This window comes from Streptomyces sp. Y309 (assembly GCF_056712025.1).
On record NZ_CM160048.1, the window covers coordinates 1,154,138 to 1,170,227 of the forward strand.

The window sequence follows — 16,090 nt, forward strand, 5'->3', positions numbered from 1 at the left end:
CCGACACATGCCGGCTGATTCAGGACATGCCGAGCTCCTTGTCGATGAAGTCGAAGACCTCATCTGCCGACGCCGACTCGAGCCGCGAGGAGACCTCCTCGCCCTCGGCCGGTGTCTCGGCGTCCGCGCCCTTCCACTTCGACATCAGCGCCTCCAGGCGCATCGTGATGCGCATGCGGGAGCTGTCGTCGGGCGCGATGGAACCGAGGCCCGCCTCCAGGCGGTCCAGTTCACGCAGGGTCGAGTCCACTCCGTCGGCGTCGTCCTGGAGCAGCTCGGTGCGCAGGTACTGGGCCAGGACGACGGACGTCGGGTGGTCGAACACGAGGGTGGCGGGCAGCCGCAGCCCCGTGGCCTTGTTGAGCCGGTTGCGGACCTCCACGGCCGTCAGGGAGTCGAAGCCCAGCTCCCTGAAGGCCAGGTGGGCGTCGACGGACTCCGCGCCGGTGTAGCCGAGCACGGCGGCCGCGTGCGAGCGCACGATGTCGAGCAGGATCACCTCGCGCTCGGGCTCGGTGAGCGGTGCCAGGCGGCGGCGCAGCTCGCCCGCCGCGTCGTCGCCGGTGCCCGCGTCGGCCGCCGGTGCGACGGCGAGGGACTCCACGTACCGGCGCACTTCGGGCAGGTCGCCGATGAAGGGGCTCGTGCGGGCCGAGGTGAACGCGGGCGCGAACCGCCCCCAGTCCAGGTCGGCGACGGCGAGGAAGGTCTCGTCGTACGCCACCGCCTGGGCGAGCGCGGCGACCGCGAGGCCGGGTGCCATCGGCCGCAGGCCGCGGCGGCGGAACTGCTCCTCGCCGTCGTCCCCGGCCATGCCGCCCCCGGCCCACAGGCCCCAGGCCACGGAGGTGGCGGTGAGGCCGCGCGCCCGGCGCTGCTCGGCGAGCGCGTCGAGGTGCGCGTTGGCGGCGGCGTACGCGCCCTGGCTGCCGCTGCCCCACACGCCCGCGTTGGACGAGAACAGCACGAACGCGTCGAGGCCCGCCCCGGCGTCGAGGAGCGCGTCGAGGTGTTCGGCGCCCGCGACCTTCGCCTGCAGGACGTCGGCGATGTCGGCGGTCGTCGTCCCGTCCAGGGGCTGGCCCTGGCCGACGCCCGCCGCGTGGAAGACGGAGCGCAGGGTGTGCCCGTCCTCGGTGAGGCGGCCGAGCAGTCCCGCGACGGCGTCCCGGTCGGCGACGTCGCAGGCCGCGATGGTCACCTTGGCGCCCAACTCCTCCAGTTCCGCCTGGAGTTCGGCGGCGCCGGGCGCGTCGAGGCCGCGACGGCTGGTGAGGACGAGGTGCTCGACACCCTCGCGGGCCAGCCAGCGCGCCACGTGCCCGCCGATCGCACCGGTACCACCGGTGATCAGCGCGGTGCCGCGCGGCGTCCACTGCCGCGCCCCCTCGCCCGTCTGGCCCGCGCCGAGGGGAGCCCGTACGAACCGCCGCACGAGCACCCCCGCCTGCCGCACGGCGAGCTGGTCCTCGTCCCCGGCGCCCGCGAGGACCCCCGCGAGTTGGGCGGCCGCCCGGCTGTCGGGGGTCTCGGGCAGGTCGACCATGCCGCCCCAGCGGTCGGGGCACTCCAGGGCCGCGACCCGGCCGAGGCCCCACACCTGCGCCTGGGCGGGCCGGGCCGGGCGGTCGGCGCGGTCGGTGGCGACAGCGCCGCGCGTGACGGCCCACAGGCGGGCGCCGATCCCGGCGTCACCGAGGGCCTGCACGAGGGCGACGGTGTTGGCGAGTCCGGCGGAGACGGTGGGGTGGTCCGGGAGGGGGGACTCGTCGAGGGAGAGCAGGCAGAGGACGCCTGCCAGGTCCGTGTCGGTTCCGGCGGCCGCCCTGGCGACGTACTCGAACAGTCGCGCCGTCAGGGACTCGCGCGTCATCTCGCCCGCGGGGACGCGGAGTTCGACCGTCCGGGCCCCGGCCTGTGCCAGGGCGTCGGTGACGGCCGCCGTCCACGGCTGCTGCCCGGCGTCCGCGCCCTGCGTCGCCTCCGGTACGACGACGAGCCAGCGCCCGGTCAGGCCGGTGGCCGGAAGACCGCCCGCGAGGGGCTGCCAGGCCACCTGGTAGCGCCAACTGTCGAGGGTCGACCGCTCGCGCCGCTGCTTGCGCCACGACGACAGGACGGGAAGCACGGCGCCCAGCTCGGCGGCGGAGCCGTCCGCCACGGCGAGCTCGCCGGCCAGTTGCTCCAGGTCCTCCCGCTCCACGGCGTCCCAGAACCGCGACTCGACCTCGTCCGTGGCGAGCGGCGAGCCGACGCTCTGCTCCTCCTGCGGGGCGAGCAGCCAGTAGTGCTGGCGCTGGAAGGCGTACGTGGGGAGGTCGACGGTGATGCGATTGCCTGGGTAGAGGGCCTTCCAGTTGAGCTCCGCGCCGTGGGTGTGGGCTTCGGCGAGGGAGGCGGCCAGGCGGTCGGCGCCGCCTTCGTCGCGGCGGAGGGTGCCGAGGGTGGCGGCGGGGCTGTCGGTGGCGTCGATGGTGGCTTGGACCGGGACGGTGAGCACCGGGTGCGGGCTCATCTCGACGAACAGGCCATGGCCCTCGGTGAGCAGGCCGCGGGTGGCGTGCTCGAAGAGGACGGTCTGGCGCAGGTTGCGGTACCAATACCCGGCATCCATGGGGGTGTTGGCGTCCAGCCAGGCGCCGGTGAGGGTGGAGTACAGCGGGACCTCGGCAGCCTGCGGGCTGACCCCGTCCAGCGCTTCGGCTATCTGCTGCTCGATCTGCTCCACGTACGAGGAATGGGAGGCGTAGTCCACGGGGATGGTGCGGGCGCGGATGTCCTGCGCCGTGCACTGGGCGACCAGTTCCTCCAGCGCCTCGGGCTCGCCCGAAACGACCACCTGGGCGGGGCCGTTGACGGCCGCGAGCTCGATGCGACCGTCCCATGCGGCGATCAGCTCGCGCACCTCCTGCTCGGGCAGCGGCACGGACACCATGCCGCCCTTGCCCGACAGCTCGCGAATGGCGAGGCTGCGCAGCGCCACCACACGAGCCGCGTCCTCCAGCGACAACGCACCGGCCACGCAGGCCGCCGCGATCTCACCCTGGCTGTGACCGACCACGGCGGCGGGCTCGACACCGGCCGCACGCCAGACGGCGGCGAGCGAGACCATCACGGCGAAGAGGACGGGCTGGACCACGTCCACGCGGTCGAACCGCTCGCCGCCCAGCTCTTCCAGCAGGTCCCAGTCCACGAACGCGGACAGCGCGTCCGCGCACTCCCGCATCCGCTCCGCGAACACCGGGCTGGAGTCAAGGAGTTCACGCGCCATCCCGGCCCACTGCGACCCCTGCCCCGGGAACACGAACACCGGACGGACCACGCCGGTCTGCGCGCGGCCGGTCACCACGTGGGTGGCCGCCGCGTCGTCCCGCGCCAGCTCTTCGAGCCCGGCGAGGAGCGCGTCCCGGTCCCGGCCGAGGACGACGCCCCGGTGCTCGAAGCGGGAACGTGTCGTCGCCAACGACCAGGCGACGTCGCCGAGTTGGAGGCCGGTGTGTGCCAGCAGGTGCTCCCGAAGCCGTGCGGCCTGCTCCCGCAGGGCGCTCTCGGTCTTCGCGGAGAGGGCCAGCGGCACGACACCCGCGACCACCGAAGACGGTGCGACGTCCCCGGCGTCATCGGCGGCGTCGGGCGCCTCCGCCGACGGCACCTGCTCCAGGATCACGTGCGCGTTCGTGCCGCTCATGCCGAAGGAGGAGACGCCCGCGCGGCGCGGCGCGCCGCTCTCGTGCTCGGGCCAGTCACGGGCCTCGGTGAGGAGTTCGACGGCCCCTTCGGTCCAGTCGACCTCGGGGGTCGGCTCGTCGATGTGCAGCGTCTGGGGGAGCACGCCGTGCTGCATGGCGAGGACCATCTTCATGACGCCCGCGACGCCGGAAGCGGCCTGGCTGTGGCCGATGTTGGACTTGATGGAGCCCAGCCACAGGGGCTCGCCGGTCTCCGGCCGCTCCTGCCCGTACGTGGCGAGCAGCGCCTGCGCCTCGATCGGGTCGCCGAGCGTGGTGCCCGTGCCGTGCGCCTCGACGGCGTCCACCTCGGCCGCCGTGAGGCGGGCGTTGGCGAGCGCGGCGCGGATGACGCGCTGCTGGGAGGGGCCGTTGGGGGCGGTGAGGCCGTTGCTGGCACCGTCCTGGTTGATCGCGGAGCCACGTACGACGGCGAGGACGCGGTGGCCGTTGCGGCGCGCGTCGGACAACCGCTCCAGAAGCACCATGCCGACACCCTCGGCCATGCCCATGCCGTCGGCTCCGGCGGCGAACGCCTTGCAGCGGCCGTCGGCGGCGAGGCCGCGCTGCTGGCTGAAGGCGATCAGCGCGCCCGGCGACGACATCACGGCGACGCCGCCCGCGAGCGCGAGCGAGCACTCGCCCTGGCGCAGTGCCTGCGCGGCGAGGTGCATGGCGACGAGCGACGACGAGCAGGCCGTGTCGACGGTCACCGCCGGGCCTTCGAGGCCGAAGGTGTAGGCGATGCGCCCGGAGATGACGCTGGGCGCGCTGCCGGTGAGGATGTGCCCCTCGGCGCCGGCGGTGACCTGGCCGGGGGCCGTGCCGTAGTCCTGGTAGTTGGTGCCGACGAACACTCCGGCGGCCTCGCCGCGTACGGACCGCGGGTCGACCCCGGCGCGCTCGAAGGCCTCCCAGGAGGTCTCCAGGAGGAGGCGCTGCTGCGGGTCCATGGCGAGGGCCTCGCGCGGCGAGATGCCGAAGAAGGCCGGGTCGAAGTGGCCCGCGTCATGCAGGAAGCCGCCGCCCCTGGTCGTGGTGGTGCCGGGGGTCTCGGGGTCCGGGTCGTAGAGGTGGGCGGTGTCCCAGCCGCGGCCCGCGGGGTAGCCGCCGACGACGTCGGCGCGGTCCTGGAGGACCTCCCACATCCGCTCGGGGCTGCTGATGCCGCCGGGGTAGCGGCAGCTCATCGCGACGATGGCGATCGGATCGTCGGTGGCCGCCGCGACCGGCGCGACGGCGGCGGGGGCGGCCGCCGTGTCGGCGCCGAGGACCTGGGTGCGCAGATACGCGGCCAGGGCGATGCCGTTGGGGTGGTCGAAGACGACCGTGGTGGGCAGCTTCAGGCCGGTGGCGGCACCGAGCCGGTTGCGCAGGTCGACCGCGGTGAGCGAGTCGAAGCCGAACTCGCGGAAGGCCCGCTCGGGGTCGAGGGCCTGCGCGGACTCGTAGCCGAGGACGGCGGCCGCGTGCGTGAGCACGAGGTCGACCAGGAAGCGGTCCCGCTCGGGACCGGCGAGGCCGGTCAGGCGCTCGCGCAGCGCCGCCGCCTTGGTCGACGGCTCCCCGGCGGCCGCGTCGGCGCCCGCGTCGGCGGATCCGCCCTGGTCGGCCAGGACGCGCTGGGCGTCGGGCAGGTCGGCGAGCAGCGGGCGGGCGCGGCGCGAGGTGAACACCGGCGCGAACTGGTCCCAGTCCACGTCGGCCAGGGCCAGGAACGTCTCGTCGTCGTCCAGGGTCTGCCGCATGCCCGTGTACGCGAGGTCCGGGTCGAGGAACGGCAGTCCCTGGCGGCGCAGTTGCTCCGGGTCGACGTCGATCGGCGCGCTGCCGCTCTCGTGCGGGTTGACGACGTTCCACACGCCCCAGGCGATCGAGGTGGCGGTCAGGCCGCGCGCCCTGCGGTGCTCGGCGAGCGCGTCGAGGTGGGCGTTGGCGGCGGCGTACGCGGCGTGGTCGCCGCTGCCCCAGACACCGGCGATGGAGGAGAACAGCACGAACGCGTCGAGCGTCTCTGCCGCCTCGCCGTCGAGGAGTTCGTCGAGGACGACGGCGCCCGCGACCTTCGCGGCGACGATGTCGGCGAACTCACCGAGCGTGGTGGTGGCGATCGGCGCCAGCTCGATGAGTGCCGCCGCGTGGATGACGGCGCGCAGGGTGTGCCCGTCGGCGGCCAGCCGGTCCAGGAGCGCGGCGACGGAGTCGCGGTCGGCGACGTCGCAGGACGCGATGGTGACCTGGACGCCCAACTCCTCCAGTTCGGTACGGAGTTCGTCGGCGCCGGGCGCGTCCGGGCCACGGCGGCTGGTGAGGACGAGGTGCTCGGCGCCCTCATGGGCCAGGCGGCGCGCGATGTGCGGGCCGAGGGCGCCGGTGCCGCCGGTGATCAGGACGGTGCCGCGCGGGGTCCACGGGGAGCCCTTTGCGTTCGCGGAGGTGGCGGGCTCGGCCCGCACAAGGCGGCGTACGAAGACGCCGGAGCCGCGCACGGCCAGCTGGTCCTCGTCGCCGACGCCCGCCAGGATGCCGGCGAGACGGGCTCCCGCCCGGCCGTCGGGAGTCTCCGGCAGGTCGATGAGACCGCCCCAGCGGTCGGGGTGCTCCAGGGCCACGACGCGGCCGAGGCCCCAGGTCTGCGCCTGGGCGGGGCTGGTCACCTGATCGTTGCGGCCGGTGGAGACGGCTCCGCTGGAGACCGCCCACAGCCGCGCGCCGATCGCGGTGTCGCCGAGGGCCTGTACGAGGGCGACGGTGCCCGCGAGGCCCGCGGGCAGCACGGGGTGCTCCGGATGCGGCTGTTCGGCGAGGGCGAGCAGGGAGACGACACCGGCCAGTTCGGCGACGCCGTCCTGCTCGCGGAGGCGCGCGGCGAGGGCCTCGCGGCTCAACTCCTCGTTCGATACGCGGAGTTCGACGGCTTCGGCGCCCGCGCCGGTCAGCGCGTCGGTGACACCGGCCGCCCACGGGTGCGCGACTGCTTCCTCCGGTACGACGAGCAGCCAGCGGCCGGTGAGGACCGGCCCGGGCAGGCCGCCTGTCAGCGGCTTCCAGTTCACCCGGTAGCGCCAGCTGTCGATCGTCGAGCGCTCGCGCCGCTGCCGCCGCCACGACGACAGTGCGGGCAGGACGGCGCCGAGACCGGCGGAGGCGGAACCGTCCGCCACGTCCAGCTCGGCCGCCAGTTCCTCCAGGTCCTCGCGTTCCACGGCCTCCCAGAACCGCGCCTCGACCTCGTCCACGGCGGTGGCGGGCGCGGCGCCCGGCTCGTCCTCCGGCGAGAGGAGCCAGTAGTGCTGGTGCTGGAAGGCGTACGTGGGCAGGTCGACGGTGGTGCGGGCGCCGGGGAAGAGGGCCTGCCAGTCCAGCTCCACGCCGTGGACGTGGGCCTCGGCGAGCGAGGCGACCAGGCGGTCGGCACCGCCTTCGTCGCGGCGGAGTGAGCCGAGGGTGACCGCGGAACTGTCCGTGGCGTCGATGCTCGCCTGCACGGGGACGGTGAGGACCGGGTGCGGGCTCATCTCCAGGAACAGGCCGTGGCCCTCTTCGAGGAGGCCGCGCGTGGCGTGCTCGAAGAGGACGGTCCGGCGCAGGTTGCGGTACCAGTAGCCCGCGTCCATCGCGGTGTCCAGCCAGGAGCCGGTGAGGGTCGAGTAGACCGGGACCTGGGCCTCCTGCGGAGCCACGTCCGCCAGGGCCTCCAGGATCCGGGCCTCGATCTGCTCCACGTACGAGGAGTGCGACGCGTAGTCGACGGGGATCGTACGAGCCCGGATGTCCTGCGCGACGCACTGGGCGACCAGTTCCTCCAGCGCCTCCGCCTCACCGGAGACCACGACCTGGGCGGGCCCGTTGACGGCCGCGACGGAGACACGGTCGCCCCACGCGGTGATGAGCTCCCGGACTTCCTGCTCGGGCAGCGGTACGGACACCATGCCGCCCTTGCCCGACAGCTCCCGGATCGCGAGGCTCCGCAGCGCCACGACACGGGCCGCGTCCCGCAGCGACAGCGCGCCCGCGACACACGCGGCGGCGATCTCACCCTGGCTGTGCCCGACGACAGCGGAAGGCCGCACCCCGGCCGCCTGCCACACCGCGGCCAACGACACCATCACGGCGAACAGCACCGGCTGGACCACATCGACGCGGTCGAACCGGTCACCGTCGAGCTCCTCCAGCAGGTCCCAGTCCACGAACTCCGACAGAGCCTCGCCGCACTCCCGCATCCGCTCCGCGAACACAGGGCTGGAGTCGAGCAGTTCACGCGCCATCCCGGCCCACTGCGACCCCTGCCCCGGGAACACGAACACCGGACGGACGCCGTCACCCTGGGCGCGGCCCACGACGACGCCCTCGGCCGTCGCGTCGTCCTGCGCGAGCCGCTCAAGCGCGGCAAGGAGGTCGTCGCGGTCCCGCCCGAGGACGACACCCCGGTGCTCGAACCGCGACCGTGCCACAGCCAACGACCGGGCCACGTCGCCCAGTTCGAGGTCGGCGTGCGCAAGGAGGTGCTCCCGCAGCCTCGCGGCCTGCCCGCGCAGGGCCTCCGGCGTCTTCCCGGAGAGAGCCAGCGGCACGACACCCGCGATCACCGGCGGCGCCGCGTCGTCACCGGCGGACTCCGGCTCCGCGCCCGACGGCACCTGCTCCAGGATCACGTGCGCGTTCGTCCCGCTCACGCCGAACGACGACACACCCGCACGACGCGGCGCACCGCCCTCCCGCTCGGCCCACTCACGAGCCTCCGTCAGGAGCTCGACAGACCCTGCCGACCAGTCCACTTCGGGGGTCGGCGCGTCCAGGTTGAGGGTCTGCGGCAGCACGCCGTGCCGCATCGCCATGACCATCTTGATGACGCCCGCGACACCGGCGGCGGCCTGGGTGTGTCCGATGTTGGACTTCACCGAGCCGAGGAGCAGCGGCCGGTCGGCCGGGCGCTGCTTGCCATACGTGGCGATGAGCGCCTGGGCCTCGATCGGGTCGCCGAGAGGCGTGCCCGTGCCGTGCGCCTCGACCGCGTCGACGTCAGCCGCCGTGAGGCGGGCGTTGGCGAGGGCCTGGGTGATCACGCGCTGTTGGGCGGGCCCGTTGGGGGCGGTGAGGCCGTTGCTGGCGCCGTCCTGATTGATGGCGGAGCCGCGTACGACGGCGAGGACCTGGTGGCCGTTGCGGCGCGCGTCGGACAGGCGCTCCAGGACCAGCATGCCGACGCCTTCGCCCCAGCTCGTGCCGTCGGCGGCGGCCGCGAAGGGCTTGCAGCGGCCGTCGGGGGCGAGGCCGCGCTGGCGGCTGAACTCCAGGAAGGTGCCCGCCGTGGGCATCACGGTCACGCCGCCCGCGAGCGCGAGGGTGCACTCGCCCTGGCGCAGGGCCTGCGCGGCCAGGTGCATGGCGACCAGCGACGACGAGCAGGCCGTGTCGACGGTCACGGCCGGGCCTTCGAGGCCGAAGGAGTACGAGATGCGGCCCGAGGCGATGGCGCCGGAGCTGCCGGTGCCGAGGTAGCCCCCGAGGCCCTCGGGGACGCTGCTGAGCTGGGAGCCGTACTCGTGGTAGATGAGTCCGGCGAAGACGCCCGTGGGGCTGCCGTGCAGCGTGGCCGGATCGATTCCGGCGCGCTCGATGGCTTCCCAGGAGGTCTCCAGGAGGAGCCGCTGCTGCGGGTCCATGGCGAGGGCCTCGCGCGGCGAGATGCCGAAGAACGCGGCGTCGAACTCGCCCGCGTCGTGCAGGAAGCCGCCCTCGCGGGCGTAGCTGGTGCCGACGCGGTCGGGGTCGGGGTCGTAGAGGGACGCGGTGTCCCAGCCGCGGCCCTCCGGGAACTCGGTGATGGCCTCTTCGCCGTCGGTGAGCAGCCGCCACAGGTCTTCGGGGGTGTGGACGCCGCCGGGGAACCGGCAGCTCATCGCGACGATCGCGATGGGCTCGTCCTGGGCCGCGACCGCCGTCACCTGCGGTGCCCGGCCGGCCGCCGTGTCCGCCAGGTCGCCGAGGATTTCGGTGCCCAGGTACTGGGCGAGGACCTTCGGCGTGGGGTAGTCGAAGACGAGCCCGGCGGGCAGCCGGGTCTCGGTGGCGGCGTTGAGGCGGTTGCGGAGTTCGACGGAGGTGAGCGAGTCGAAGCCGAGCTCCTTGAACGCCTTGGTGGGGGTCACGTCCTCGCCGGAGGCGTAGCCGAGTACGGCGGCGACCTGCGCGCGGACCAGGTCGAGGAGGGCACGCTCGCGGTTCTCGGGCGGCAGCGCGGCCAGTTGGTCGGCGAACGAGGTGCCGGCCGCGGCGGGCCCGGACTCGACGACGCGACGGCTGCGTGCGCCGCCACGGATGAGGCTGCGGAAGAGCGGGGGTATGTCGGTGCCGAACTGCTGGCGCAGGGTGTCGGTGTTGAGCTTCATCGGGACCAGGGCGCCGTCGGGCTGGGCCAGCGAGGCATCCAGCAGGGCCAGACCCTCCTCCGCCGACAGGGCCGCGACACCGGCCCGGTTCATGCGGTCGATGTCACCGTCCGCGAGGGCGCCGGCCATACCGCCCTGATCCGCCCACAAACCCCACGCAAGCGAGGTCGCGGGCAGTCCCTGCGCGCGGCGGTGCTGGGCCAGCGCGTCCAGGAAGGCGTTGGCAGCCGCGTAGTTGGCCTGGCCCGCGCTGCCCAGCACACCGGCGGCCGAGGAGAACAGCACGAACGCCGACAGGTCCAGACCGGCGGTCAGCTCGTGCAGGTTGACGGCCGCGTCCACCTTCGGCCGCAGGACTGTGTCCAGCCGCTCCGGTGTCAGCGCGGTGACCACACCGTCATCGACCACACCGGCCACATGCACGATGGCAGTCAGGTCACGCACCCCATCGAGGACGGCACTGAGCGCCGCGCGGTCGGCGACATCGCAGGCCGTGATGGTGACGTGCGCGCCCAACTCCTCAAGTTCCGCCCGCACTTCACCCGCGCCCGGGGTGTCCTCACCCCGGCGCGAGACCAGCAGCAGATCCCGTACCCCGTGCTGCGCGGCCAGGTGCCGGGCCACGACCCGGCCCAGCCCACCCAGCGCACCCGTCACCAGCACAGTCCCCCGGCCCTCGAAGTGCGGCGGCAGGGTCAGCACCACCTTGCCCACATGCCGGGCCTGGCTCAGATACCGGAACGCCTCCGGCGCCCGCCGCACATCCCACGCCTTCACCGGCAGCGGCTCCAGCACCCCCCGCTCGAACAGGGACAGCACCTCCGCCAGCATGTCGTGGACGCGGTCGGGCGACAGCTCGGCGAGGTCGAAGCTCCGGTACTCGACGCCCTCGTGGGCGTCGGTCACGGTTTCGGGGTCGCGGAGGTCGGTCTTGCCCATCTCCACGAAACGCCCGCCGCGCGGCAGCAGCCGCAGCGACGCGTCCACGAACTCCCGCGCCAGGGAGTTCAGTACGACGTCCACGCCCCGGCCCTCGCTGGCCGCCAGCACGGACGCCTCGAAGTCGAGGGTGCGCGAGGAGGCGATACGGGAGTCCTCAATCCCCAACTCCCGCAGTACGCCCCACTTTCCGGCACTCGCGGTGCCGTACACCTCGGCACCGAAGTGCCGGGCCAACTGCACCGCGGCCATGCCCACCCCACCGGCAGCCGCATGCACCAGAACCGACTCGCCCGCCTCCAGGCCCGCCAGGTCCCGCAGCGCGTAATACGCCGTCAAGAACACGGTCGGCACCGACGCGGCCTGCGCGAACGACCAGTCCTCCGGCATCCGCGCCACCATCCGCGCGTCCGCCACCGCCAGCGGCCCGAAGCCGCCGTCGATGAGGCCCAGGACGCGGTCGCCGACGGCCAGGTCCGTCACGCCGGGTCCGACCTCGGTCACGACCCCGGCGCCTTCGGTGCCCATCTGGGCCTCGCCGGGGTACATGCCCAGCGCAATCAGCGCGTCGCGGAAGTTGACACCGGCGGCGCGTACGGAGATGCGTACTTCGCCCGCGCCGAGCGGCCTGCCGCCGAAGGCCTCGGCGTCCTCGGCCACCGGCAGCAGCGTCAGGTTCTCCAGCGTGCCCCGGCCCGTCACCCCCAACTGCCAGGAATCGGCGGCCGGGATCTCAAGCATCCCGGCGCCGGAACCGGCGCGCACCAACCGCGGCACCCACACCACGTCCCCGCGCACCGCCACCTGCGGCTCGTCGAGGCCGAGCACCCCGGGGAGCACTGCCGACGACTGCTCGCCGCCGTCCACGTCCACCAGAACCAGGCATCCGGGGTTCTCCGACTGCGCGGACCGCACCAGACCCCACACCGGGGCGTCCACCAGGCCCGCTGCCGACACGACATCACCGGAGCCCACACCCACGGCCCCCGACGTCACCACCACCAGACGGGAGCCATCGCCGCCCTCGAAGGCCAGCCACTCCCCCACGGTGCTCAAGGTGTCGTACAGGGACGAACGTACGGACCCGGCAGTGTCACCGTCACGCGCCTCACCGACGCATGTCACGAACACGGCCTCCGGCAAAGCAGCTCCACCGTCGACCGCCGCGGCCAGCGCGGCCACGTCCGCGTACGCCGCCACCGTCGCACCGGCACTCTCCAGCGCCGCGCACAACCCCAACTCGTCCGCACCCAGGACGGCATAGGCACCGCCCGACGCGGGTGCGGGCGCGGACACCACGCTCCAGTCCACGCGGAACAGCGAGTCGTCGTCGGCGGTACCGGTCGCGGCGTCCAGTTCGCCGGCGGCGAGGGCGCGGAGCACGAGGGAGTCCACGCTGGCGACCGGCCGGCCGGAGGTGTCGGCGACGGTGAGGGACACCTCGCCGGACGCGCCGGGTGTCAGGCGGACGCGCAGCTCCGACGCGCCGGTCGCGTACAGCGACACACCGCTCCACGAGAACGGCAGCCGTGCCCCCGTCTCCTGCTCGTCCTGGCCGATGGCCGACAGGGCGATGCCGTGGAGGCTCGCGTCGAGGAGCGCCGGGTGCAGGCCGTACTCGGCGGCCTCGTCCCGCTCCCTCTCCGGCAGCGCGACTTCGGCGAAGACGTCGTCGCCGCGGCGCCAGGCCGCTCGTACGCCCTGGAAGGCCGGGCCGTAGCCGAGGCCCGCGGCGGCGAAGCCTTCGTAGAGCGCCTCGGTCTCCACGGCTACGGCGCCGGTGGGCGGCCACTGGGCGAAGTCGGCGTCGGCGCCGGTCGGGCGCGCGGGGCCGGAAGACGGGTCGGCGGCGGTGAGGGCGCCCTGCGCGTGGCGGATCCACGGCTCGTCGGGGATGTCGTTCTGGCGCCGCGAGTGCAGCGTGAAGGTGCGCCGCCCGGTGTCGTCCGGTTCCTCCACCCACAACTGGAGCTGTACGCCGCTGCCGTCCTCGGGCAGGACCAGCGGGGCTTCCAGGATCAGCTCTTCGAGCAGGTCGCAGCCGACCTCGTCACCGGCGCGGACGGCCAGTTCGACGAAGGCCGTGCCGGGCAGCAGCGTCCGGCCGGCGACGGCGTGGTCGGCGAGCCAGGGGTGGGCGTCGATCGTCAGCAGGCTCGTGAACAGGCGCGCGTCGCTCCCGGCGACCTGGACGGCCGCACCGAGCAGCGGGTGGTCGGCGGCGGCGAGCCCGGCCGAGGTGACGTCGCCGGTCAGGGCGGGGGCGTGCAGCCAGTAGCTCTGGTGCTGGAAGGCGTACGTGGGCAGGTCCACGCGGTTGCGGGCCTCGACCGGGGCGTACAGCGGCGTCCAGTCGACCTCGACGCCGCGCACGTGGAGCTGGGCGAGGGCGGTCAGGAAGGTGTCCGCTTCCGGGCGGTCCTTGCGTACGGCCGCGACGAGGCCCGTCTGCGCGGCCGGGTCGGTGATCGTGTCGTGGGCCATCGCGGTCAGGACGGAGTCCGGGCCCAACTCCAGCAGCGTCGACACACCTTGGGTGGTGAGCGCGCCCAGGCCGTCGTGGAAGCGGACCGCCTCGCGGACGTGGCGCACCCAGTACTCGGGGTCCTGAAGCTGTGCCAACTCGGCCAGCTCACCGGTGACGTTGGAGACCACCGGCAGCTTCGGATCCTGGTACGTCAGGCCCCGGGCGACCTCGCGGAACTCGTCCAGAATCGGGTCCATCAACGGCGAGTGGAAGGCGTGCGAGACCTTCAGCCAGCGCACCTTGCGGCCATCGCCCCGGAGGGTCTCCTCCAGGCCTTCCAGAGCTGTGCGGTCACCGGAGAGCACCACCTGCGAAGGCCCGTTGACCGCCGCCACACCGGCACGGTCCGCCATGCCCTCCAGCAGCGGCAGCACCTCCGCCTCCGCCGCCTGCACGGCGAGCATCGCCCCGCCCTCAGGCAGAGACTGCATCAACCTGCCGCGCGCGGCCACCAGTTGGGCCGCGTCCTCCAACGACCACAGTCCGGCCACGTACGCCGCCGTCAGCTCACCGATCGAGTGCCCGCCCACCAGCTCAGGCCGCACCCCAAAGGACTCGGCAAGGCGATACAGCGCGACCTCGACGGCGAACAGCGCGGGCTGCGCGTACCCCGTCTGCTCCAACAGCCCGGCATCCTCGCCGAACATCACGCCCTTCAGCGGACGCTCAAGCAACCCGTCGAGCTGTGCACACACCTCGTCCAGCGCCTCGGCGAACACCGGGAACGCCTCGTACAACTCACGGCCCATACCGAGCCGCTGGCTCCCCTGCCCGGTGAAGACGACCCCCAGACGGCCCTCGGCCACCGCGCCCGAGACCACCCCGGGTCCGCCGGAGGCCAGCGTCTCGAGCCCGCTCAGGAACTCCTCCCGCTCCCGGCCGAAGACGACCGCCCGGTGGTCGTGCAGGGCGCGGGCCGACAGCAGGGTCCAGCCCACGTCGACGGGGTCGAGGCCGTCGCGTGCGGCCACGTGGTCGCGCAGCTTCTCGGCCTGCGCGCGCAGCGCCTCGGTGCTGCGGGCCGACACCAACCATGGCACGGCACTAAATAGAACGTCCGTTTTAGCGGACTCGGTGGTCTCCTCTGCGGCCGGAGCCTGCTCCACGATCACGTGGGCGTTCGTGCCGCTCACGCCGAACGACGAGACACCGGCCCGGCGCGGCGCGCCGTCCTCCCGCGCCGACCACTCGCGGGGCCGGGTCAGCAGTTCGACGGCCCCGACGGACCAGTCGACGTGGGTGCTGGGCTCGTCGACGTGGAGGGTCTGCGGCAGCACGCCTTCCCGCATCGCCATGACCATCTTCATGACGCCCGCGACACCGGCCGCCGCCTGGGTGTGCCCGATGTTGGACTTGATGGAGCCCAGCCACAGCGGCCGGTCCTCGGGCCGCTCCTGCCCGTACGTGGCGATGAGGGCCTGCGCCTCGATCGGGTCGCCGAGGGTGGTGCCGGTGCCGTGGCCCTCCACCGCGTCGATCTGCTCGGGGGCAAGGTGCGCGTTGGCGAGGGCCTGCAGGATGACGCGCTGCTGCGAGGGGCCGTTGGGGGCGGTGAGGCCGTTGCTGGCGCCGTCCTGGTTGACGGCGGAACCGCGTACGACCGCGAGGATGTCGTGGCCGTTGCGGCGCGCGTCGGACAGGCGCTCCAGGAGCAGCAGGCCCGCGCCCTCGCCCCAGCCGGTGCCGTCGGCGGCGTCCGCGTAGGGCTTGCAGCGGCCGTCGGAGGCGAGACCGCGCTGCTTGCTGAAGTCGACGAAGGTGCCCGGCGTGAACATCACGGTCACGCCGCCCGCGAGGGCGAGCGAGCACTCGCCCTGGCGCAGCGCCCGCATGGCGAGGTGCAGGGCGACCAGCGAGGAGGAGCAGGCCGTGTCGATGGTGACGGCGGGGCCCTCCAGGCCGAAGGTGTAGGCGACGCGGCCGGAGACGATGCTGCTGGAGGCGCCGGTGCCGAGGTAGCCCTCGACGTCCTCCGGGACCGAGTGCAGCCGGGAGGCGTAGTCGTGGTACATGACGCCCGCGAAGACGCCGGTGCTGCTGCCGCGCAGCGAGGCCGGGTCGATGCCGGCGCGCTCGAACAGCTCCCAGGAGGTCTCCAGGAGCAGTCGCTGCTGCGGGTCGGTGGCCAGTGCCTCACGCGGCGAGATGCCGAAGAACGGGGCGTCGAACCGGTCGGCCTCGTGCAGGAAGCCGCCCACGCGGGCGTACGTGGTGTCGGCGGCGTCCGGGTCCGGGTCGGCGAGCGCGTCGACGTCCCAGCCGCGGTCGGTGGGGAACGGCGTCAGGGCGTCGGTGCCGTCGGCGACGAGCCGCCACAGCTCTTCCGGGGTGCGGACGCCGCCGGGGTAGCGGCAGCTCATCGCGACGATGGCGATGGGCTCCTGGTCGCGCTCCTCCACCTCGCGCAGACGGCGACGAGCTTGACGCAAGTCGGATGTCGTCCGCTTGAGGTAGTCCCGAAGCTTCTCCTCGTTCGACATCTGGTCGTCAGCTCCTCGTGGTGT

1 protein-coding gene is annotated in these 16,090 nt (G+C 73.7%); it reads right to left on the reverse strand.

The genetic code is table 11. The features are described 5' to 3' along the window. Nucleotides 1-19 precede the first annotated feature (19 nt). On the reverse strand, nucleotides 20-16,066 hold the full coding sequence (locus AC0KTA_RS04120) for a type I polyketide synthase (protein WP_481053712.1): 16,047 nt from the start codon (nucleotides 16,064-16,066) through the stop codon (nucleotides 20-22). Nucleotides 16,067-16,090 lie beyond the last annotated feature (24 nt).

Excerpts from the sequence above, each read along its gene's own strand:
- AC0KTA_RS04120 (WP_481053712.1), bottom strand. The coding sequence starts at position 16,066 with ATGTCGAACGAGGAGAAGCTTCGGGACTACCTCAAGCGGACGACATCC.